The sequence below is a fragment of the Lactobacillus sp. C449L genome (assembly GCF_059900815.1).
In genome coordinates, this window is the sequence record NZ_JBWXGA010000088.1 from 1 (window position 1) to 517 (window position 517).

Annotated in this window: 1 protein-coding gene; it reads left to right on the plus strand. The window is 62.7% G+C overall.

The genetic code is table 11. The features are described from left to right. Nucleotides 1-517: FAD-dependent oxidoreductase (locus tag AC2JF9_RS08425; RefSeq protein WP_500726886.1), on the plus strand; the 517-nt coding region annotated here is incomplete at both ends.

Consider the following 517-nt stretch of genomic DNA (forward strand, 5'->3'; position numbering starts at 1 on the left):
TCGCCTGCCGACATTTCGGCCTGGATGTCACCGTTCTCGAACAGGCCGCCGAGCTGAAGGAGATCGGCGCAGGCATTCAGATCGCGAGCAACGCAAGCGTGGTGCTTCGGGAGTTGGGCCTCGAAGACGCCATCCGGTTCGTTGGCGTAATGCCGCTCTCATACGATTACCGCGACCTCTACACGGGGCGCATGCTTTATCAGGCTCCGCTCGGGATGGAAGCGGCCCAGCGCTACGGCGCGCCCATGTACAACATCCACCGGGCAGACCTCGTAGACATTCTAGCCCAAGCCTTACCGCCAGGCGTGATCCGGTTCGGCAGAAGGGTCGTCGGGCTGTCGCAGACGGACGAGCAGGTCGAAGTCACGCTGAGCACGGGGGAGACGCTTCGGGCGGACGTCCTGGTAGGTGCTGACGGTATCCATTCTGCCGTGAGGGAGTGCCTGCGGGGCCAAGAGGAGAAGCACTTCGCCAACATCCTGATGTGGCGGTCGCTGATCTCGGCTGATAAGCTGGA